Below are 7,266 nucleotides of genomic sequence, written 5' to 3'. Positions count from 1 at the left end.
GGTTCGCTGTGTGAACGCACGGCTTCTGGTGGGGAGTTGGACCGTATGAGCAGCCCAAAGCGACGGTCACGGAGAAACGCGTCGGCGATGCGGATGGTGGGCGCGCTGCTCGCCGTCCATCGCGAGGCGGCCGGGTACACACAGAGGTCACTGGCCGAGCGGTTCGTCATCAGTGAGGAAGCGATCGCCTCCATTGAGCAGGGGCGGAGGCCCCTGAAGATGGATCTCGCGGTGCAGCTGGATGAACTCCTGTGCACCAACCGCACGTTGGAGACCGCCGTCGACAATATGCCGGAGGTGGATCTGGTTCCGAGGTGGGCGGAGGAGTATCTGGACTGTGAGCGGGAGGCGATTGCGATCTCGTGGTACGAGAGCCTGCTGGTGCCTGGCCTACTCCAAACGGAGGCGTACGCACGAGCCGTCTTCCGTAGCCGCGTTCCCGTCTACGACGAGGACGAGATCGAGCAACTCGTCGCGGCGCGTATCGACCGGCGAGGGGTTCTACACCGCAGGCAGCCGCCGACGGCCAGCTTCGTGATCTGGGAGGCGGCGCTGCGGGACCAGTTGGGTGGGAAGGGTGTGTACGCCGAGCAGCTGCGTCACCTGCGCGAGTACGCCGAACTGCCTGGCCTCGCCTTGCAGATCCTGCCCTTGGGCCGCACAACGCACGCCGGACTCCAAGGTCCATTCATCCTGTTGGAGACACCCGAGCACCAACGACTCGCCTACACCGAAACCCAGCGCGGCAGTCACCTGATCGCCGATCCGGATGAGGTAGCGATCCTTACCCAGAAGTATGCGATGCTGCGGACACAGGCCCCCAACGCGGAGGAAACCAGGGACCTGTTGGACCGACTGCTAGGAGACCAATGACCGGCAGCACCGCGCTTGAGTGGTTCAAGTCCAGCTACAGCGGCGACGAAGGCGGCGCCTGCCTCGAAGTCGCCTACGCATGGCGGAAGTCGAGCTACAGCGGAAGCGACGGCGGCAACTGCCTAGAAATCGCCACCCACCCCACCGCCGTACACATCCGCGACTCCAAGAACCCGGACGGCGGCCCGCAGCTCACCGTGGCCCCGGATGCCTGGACCGCCTTCCTCGCCCTCCCCCAGGACCGCGCCTGACGACGTGCGCTACTACCTCTACGTCTCCGGCACCAAGCTGGCCATGCTGTACGAGCAGATCCCGCCCAAGCTGCTCAAGCGGCTCGCCGTCGAGGCGAAGGTCGATCTGAAGGTGCTGAGTCTCGCCGTGCAGTCGTCGCGCGCCGAGACGACGAGCACGTACGAGCGGCTCGACATCGTCGAGTCGTACTTGGAGCGGGAGTTCGACGTCGGCTGGATGACGGAGCCGAGACCCTGGTTCCGGGGTGATCTGGGGCTGCGGATCGCGGGGTACGGCTCGCCCGCCGGGCCGACGTTCATGACGGGGCGCGAGGGCGACACCGTCGTCGCGCTCATCGGGTCGGGGCACCATCTCATCGGGCAGCGGACGGCTCCCGACACGATCCAGGCGGCCTACTCCAATCTGCCGTCGCTGTTCCAACTCGCGCGGGAGGGCGCCCCGGCCCATGGGCGTCACGCCGCCGAAGGGGAGGCGATGCGCCAAGTCCTGCTGTTCTCCCAGTCGTTGACGGTGCCGCCCGTATACGGCGAGTTCCTCGCCCGGCGGCTGCTGCACGGAACCGTCACCGGACGGGACGGCCGGGAACTGCAGATCGTCATCGGCACTCCGCTGTACGTGGCGATGTCGGACGAGGACCAGGAGCAGGGGCGGGGAGCCTGAGTGGAGCCGGACACGGCACGTCCCGACCTGGTCCGGATGCGGCTCGCCGGGGACGTGGAGGGCCTGTCCCTGGCCATGCGGTCCGCCGAGTTCACGACGGCCCTGGCGGCCGTCCAGCTGATCGGGGACATCGGTGGCCCGGCTGCCGCCGACGCGCTCCTCGACTGTCTGGAGCGGCCGGGCAGCTACGTCCGCCATCTCCATCTGTGGGTCATCACCCCCTTGGCGAAGCTCGGCGAGCGCCGCGCGGTCCCCTTGCTGCTGCGGCGGCTGCGCGAGGGTCTGGTGGAGAACTCCGGTCAGGAGGAGACCCTGTTCCGGGCCCTTGGCACCCTCGGCGGGCCCGAGATCGTCAGGGAACTGATCGGTCGGCTTGCCGAGCCGCGCCCGTCGAAGCCGGTGCTCGACGCGTTGGCCGCGCTGCGCCCGCCGGAAGCCGTGCCCGCGTTGCTGGCCGCGCTCTGGACGCTGCTGCCCGGTGACGAGATGCATGCGGTGAAGGTGCTCGGCGCGATGCGCGATCCCCGTACGGGAGCTGCGCTGCTGTTCCTCGTGGACTCGGAGAGCACCTCCCCCGCCTTGCGCAGGGCCGCCGTCAAGGCGCTCATCAAACTCCCCGAGGAGTCCTGGCCCCCACCGGCCGGCTGGATCCCCGAGATCATGCTGCGGCGCGCGCTGCGCGATCCGGACGCGGCGACCGCGGCGCCCGCGGCCGAGCTCCTCGCCCGGACCAAGACGGGGCGGGACGTGCTGCGGGGCGATCTGATGGACTCCGTGCCGGGGCGGCGTGCCAAGTTCCGAGTGCAAGCCTGCGTCGCTGTGACGGTCTGCGCCTTCGTCCAGGACCGGCCCGACCTCTTCGGCGAGGCACAGGACTATCGGGACGTACCGACCCTGATCAAGCTGCTCGACCCGGCGGCCGTGCCGACCGTGCGCAGGGCGGCGGCCTCGGCGCTCGGGGCGCTCGGCGGCGCGGAGGCCACCGCGGCGCTGCTCGCCGCGCTGGGCGACGCGCGGATCGGCGAGGCGGTCGCGGGGGCGGTCGCCCGCCTTCCGCAGCCGCCCGTCCGTGAGCTGCTCGCGGTCCTCGGCGGGAAGGGCGGGGACAGTCAACGGCCGTGCGCCGCACTGGCGTTGGGCCTGCTGGAGTGCGCCGAGGCCGCGCCCCTGCTCCTTGCCGCCCTGGACGACGAGACCGCGCCGAAGCTGCGTACCGCCGCCGCCGACGCCCTCGGCGCGCTGCGCCACGGACCGGCCGCCGAACGCCTCGCGGCCCTGGCGGTGGACGGGGAGGAGTCGGGCACGCTCCGGGCCCGTGCCGTGCACGCGCTGGGGCTGATCGGCGTACGGGAATCGCTGCCGGGGCTCCTGGCCGCCGTACGCGACCCGTCGAATCCGGTGCGGCTCCAGGCGGCGCAGGCGCTCGGCGGGTTCCCGGGGCCCGAGGCGGCGCAGGCGCTGGGGGCGCTCGCCGCCCGGGACGCCGACCGCGACATCGCGCGGGCCGCGGTCCTCGCTCTGGGCGGGATGGGCGCGTTCGCCGCACCCCTCCTCGCCTCCCTGGCACAACCGCTCCGGCAGGACGTCGACGTCGACCGTGAGGTGATCACCGCGCTCGCCCGGTGTCCCGGGCCCGAAGCGGTCGCGGGGCTCGTGCAGTTGACCGGGCCGGATCTGTCGGAGGGCCTTCACGTGATGGTGGCCGAGGCGCTGGGCGGGATGCGTGCACCCCAGAGCGCCGCGGCGTTGGGCGCGCTGCTTGCCGATGGCCATCCGTACCACTGCCGCCATGCCGCCCTGCGGGCCCTCGCCGCGCTGGGCACCGAGGAAGCCGACGCCTACGTCCTCGCACACTGCCGGACGGCCGACCGCACCACCCATGTCTGGCGCGAGGCCCTCACCGCCATCGCGGAACGGCGCGATCCCCTCCGGCGAGACCGCGCCTGACCGCGGCCGGGATACGGCCGCGGTGCGGCCGTCAACTGCGCTCCCCCGTCGCCCGCTCACCGACCCCTCACGCACTCCCGCCCAGCGCAAGCCGCAGCGGATCCCGCGTCCCCGCACCTTCCGCGAAGGCCGCCGCGTAGGCCCGCTCGCCGAGGGTGCGGCGGATCAGGTGCTCGGCCTCGGCATGGGCGTCGTGCAGCGGCCGCAGGCCCGTCAGTGCGACGCCGGTGGTCCGCAGGAGCTGGTCCGCCGCCCCCATCAGGCGGGCGGCCCGGCCGTGGTCACCGGTGGCGGCAACGGCCCAGGCCATGGCCTCCACGCCCCACACAGTGCCCCAGAGGTCGCCGATGGCACGCTGCCGGCGCAGGGAGTCGCGGAACAGTTCCGCCGCCCGGTGCGGGTCGCCGTGCCGGAGTTCCGCGAGCGCCATGCCCCACAGCGCCCAGGAATGCGCCCAGCCCGCACCATGGGCGTCGGCCTCGGTCACGTACTCACGGCCGGCCGCGAGCGCGGACTCCCGCTCACCGAAGAAGGACTCCGCCATGGACCAGAGCATGGTCGCCATGTGCGCGTCGCCCACTTGGCCGCCGGCCCGGAAACGCTCCCTGGCCCTCGCCAGGAGCACGATGGACCGTACGTCCCTGTGGATGAGGAAGGCGAAGACGCCCTCCATGTACGAGAGCACGCCCAGTGCTTCGCCGTCCGTGATCTCCCCGCCGAGCCGCACGGCCTCGGCCAGAAAGCCCTCGGCGGCGGACCGGTCCCCCTGGCACAGCGCGATCCAGGCGGCGAGCGCCAGACAGCCGGCGCGCAGGGGGGCGGGCGCGTCAGGGGCGAGGCCGAGACCGCCGGTCAGCCAGTGCCTGCCTTCGCCGAGCGAGCTGCTGAAGAACCAGTACCGGGTGCGGGTGAGGTTCGCGGCGATCCCGAGGCCGGCCGTGGCGTCGCCCTCTCCCGTGACGCAGAAGTCCAGGGCCGCCCGCAGGTTCGGCGACTCCAGGCGCAGCCGGGACAGCCAGGCGACCTCGTCGGGCCCGCACCACTGCTCCGCGGCCCGCGCCGCCATGTCCGCGAAGTACGCGCAGTGGCGCCGCCGCAGCGCGATGTCCCGGCCGAGCTCCCGGAGCCTTGACTGCCCGTACTGGCGCAGGGTCTCCAGCATGCGATACCGGGCCCGGGGGCCTGTCGTGTCGACGGTGAGCACCGACTTGTGCGCCAGCGCGGCGAGGACGTCCACGATGTCCTCGCGGGCCATGTCGTCGCCCGGACAGACCGCCTCGGCCGCCGCGAGGTCGAAGCCGCCGGAGAACACCGACACCCCTGCCCACAGGCTTCTTTCGCGCTCGTCGCACAGGTCGTGGCTCCAGTCGACGACGCCGCGCAGGGTGCGCTGGTGCCGGGGTCCTGTGGGCGCCCCGGTGTCGGAAAGGAGCCGGAACCGGTCGTCGAGACGCTCCAGGATCTCCTCCGCCGAGAGCGTGCCGAGGCGCACCGCCGCCAGCTCGACCGCCAGCGGGATGCCGTCGAGGCGGCGGCACAGGCGGCCCACGGCTTCCTCGTTGCGTGCGGTGATCCGGAAGTGCGGGGCGCAGGCCTCGGCCCGGTCGGCGAGCAGCCGCACGGCTTCGCAGCGTGTCAACGTCGGTGGTGCGCCGCGGTCCTGAGGGACCGTCAGCGGCGGTACGGGCAGCAGGTACTCCCCCGGGACGCGCAGCCCCTGGCGGCTCGTGGCAAGGACCCGCAGGCCAGGGGCGGCGGCAAGGAGCGTACTCAGGAGGTGTCCTGCCGCATCGGCGACGTGCTCGCAGTTGTCGAGGACCAGCAGCAGCTGCCGTTCCCGCAGGTGCTCGACGAGCACCGCCGTACCGGGGCGCAGTGACTGGTCGGGGATGCCGAGCGCGTCGGCGACCGCACGGTCCAGGAGCTGCGGCTCGGTCAGTGGCGCCAGGTCCGCGAGCCAGGCACCGTGCGGGAACGCCCAGGAGGCCTCGGCGGCCGTGCGCAGCGCCAGGCGCGTCTTGCCGACGCCGCCGGGACCGGTGAGCGTGACGAGCCGGGCGTTCTCAAGCAGCTGCCGCGTTCTGCGCAGGATGCCCTCCCGGCCGATGAACGTCGTCGTCTCGGCGGGCAGGTTCCCCTCGGCCCGCGGCCCCTCCGGCGACGCGGGTGCGGTCAGGGAGAGGTCCGCGGTGAGCACGCGCTGATGGAGCTGCCACAGCTCCGGACCCGGGTCGACGCCCAACTCGTCCTGCAGCAGGGCGCTGACGGTCCGGTAGCAGTCCAGGGCCTCGCCCTGCCGGCCCGAGCGGCAGAGGGCCAGCATGCGCTGCGCCCAGAAGCGCTCCTGCAGCGGGTGGGCGGCGGTGAGTTCGCGCAGGCGCGGCAGTACGTCCGTGTGCCGTCCGAGCTGGAAATCGGCGTCGGTGCGCAGTTCGAGCGCGCCGAGGCGCCGCTCGTTCAGCGCGGGAACGACCTCAAGGCGCAGCCGCTCTGACGGAACGTCCGAGAACGGCTCCCCGCGCCACAGCGCCAGCGCCTCGCCGAGGAGCGCCGAAGCCCGCTCGGCCGCCGGCGCCGCCGCGGCGGCGCAGGCCCGCGCGACCAGGGCATCGAACCGGTGCAGGTCCAGGGCCTCATCGGGCACGTCGATGAGATAGCCGCCCGCGCACGTACGGATCGCTCCGCCGCTCAGGGTGCGGCGCAGCCGCAGCACGTAGTTCTGCAGGGCGTTGCGGGCGCCGTCCGGCGGTTCGTCCCACAGTCTGTCGATCAGGGTGTCGGCGGAGACGACCTTGTTGGCGTCCACCAGGAGCGACGCCAGAAGGGCCCGCTGCTTGGCCGCCCGCATCACCACGGGCCTCCCGTCGAACAGCACTTCAAGCGGCCCCAGGAGCCGGTACTCGAACTCCGCGATCCTCGCCACAGTCACGTTGCGTAATGATCCCAGCGCGCGGGGTGAGTGTCGAGTGACCGTCGAGTGAGCGGCCCGATAGGACCGGCCGGAAACATCACAGGGGTGCGGACGACGGTGCACGTCGAGTGCACCGCGACGCGGATCCAGAAGGAGACCGACCCATGAACAAGCCTCGCCGCCTCACCGGCCTCGCCATCAAGCTCGCGGCAGTGGCGGCCGCCACGCTGCCGGCGTTCGCCGTCGCGCCGGGCGCGGCGGCGGCACCGCAGGCACCGGCCGTCGCCGGTGCCCTCAACTGCACCACGGACACCGATGGCGTCTGGGGTCACGCGCACTGCACCAACAACACCACGGACGTGAAGAGCTTCCGTGTCGTCGTGGTCTGTGGGGGATGGCCGGATGTCGTCGGAGACTGGAAGACACTGAATCCGGGCGCGGCCGACACTTCGAGCGCCCGCTGCATCCTCGGCACGGGTGTCGGCCGCGTGGGCGTGGAGGAGGCGTGACCTCCTGACAGCGGGTGGCGTACCTCTGCGAAAAGTAGCTCGACAGCGCGCTGTCGCCGTGCCTAAGATCCACGGCGACATCGCGTGCCGGTCACCGACCGGGTGAGGCATGGA

The 7,266-nt window shown here is 72.2% G+C and carries 6 protein-coding genes; 5 read left to right on the top strand and 1 reads right to left on the bottom strand.

Translation table 11 applies throughout. The features are described 5' to 3' along the window. The first annotated feature begins 45 nt into the window (after positions 1-45). Genes ACFWY6_RS20900 through ACFWY6_RS20885 form a run of 4 tightly spaced genes read left to right on the top strand, consistent with a single transcriptional unit; the run spans position 46 to position 3,732 of the window. The gene (locus tag ACFWY6_RS20900; RefSeq protein WP_384692389.1) at positions 46-873 is read left to right on the top strand and encodes a Scr1 family TA system antitoxin-like transcriptional regulator; all 828 of its coding nucleotides are present in this window, start codon (positions 46-48) and stop codon (positions 871-873) included. Next, positions 870-1,124, top strand: coding sequence for a DUF397 domain-containing protein (locus ACFWY6_RS20895; RefSeq protein ID WP_384692387.1), 255 nt, complete (start codon positions 870-872; stop codon positions 1,122-1,124). Before ACFWY6_RS20900 ends, ACFWY6_RS20895 begins: the two co-directional genes overlap by 4 nt. Then, a complete protein-coding gene (locus tag ACFWY6_RS20890; protein ID WP_384692385.1) occupies positions 1,081-1,785 on the top strand; it encodes a DUF7019 family protein in 705 nt (234 codons plus the stop codon). The genes ACFWY6_RS20895 and ACFWY6_RS20890 overlap by 44 nt, the downstream gene beginning before the upstream one ends. Then, entirely contained in the window at positions 1,786-3,732 is a 1,947-nt protein-coding gene (locus ACFWY6_RS20885) for a HEAT repeat domain-containing protein (RefSeq protein ID WP_384692382.1), read from the top strand. Between the two features lie 67 nt (positions 3,733-3,799). On the opposite strand, the gene ACFWY6_RS20880 is transcribed toward ACFWY6_RS20885, so the two are convergent. Then, entirely contained in the window at positions 3,800-6,661 is a 2,862-nt protein-coding gene (locus ACFWY6_RS20880; RefSeq protein WP_384692380.1) for a BTAD domain-containing putative transcriptional regulator, read from the bottom strand. A 146-nt stretch (positions 6,662-6,807) separates the two neighbouring features. Here ACFWY6_RS20880 and ACFWY6_RS20875 point away from each other — a divergent pair, with 146 nt between their 5' ends. Continuing rightward, entirely contained in the window at positions 6,808-7,152 is a 345-nt protein-coding gene (locus ACFWY6_RS20875) for a hypothetical protein (RefSeq protein ID WP_384692377.1), read from the top strand. Positions 7,153-7,266: the final 114 nt, after the last annotated feature.

This window comes from Streptomyces sp. NPDC059037, assembly GCF_042740015.1.
Classification (GTDB): domain Bacteria; phylum Actinomycetota; class Actinomycetes; order Streptomycetales; family Streptomycetaceae; genus Streptomyces.
The sequence above is the reverse complement of the archived record's forward strand: the minus strand, read 5'-3'. Positions and strand labels throughout refer to the sequence as shown.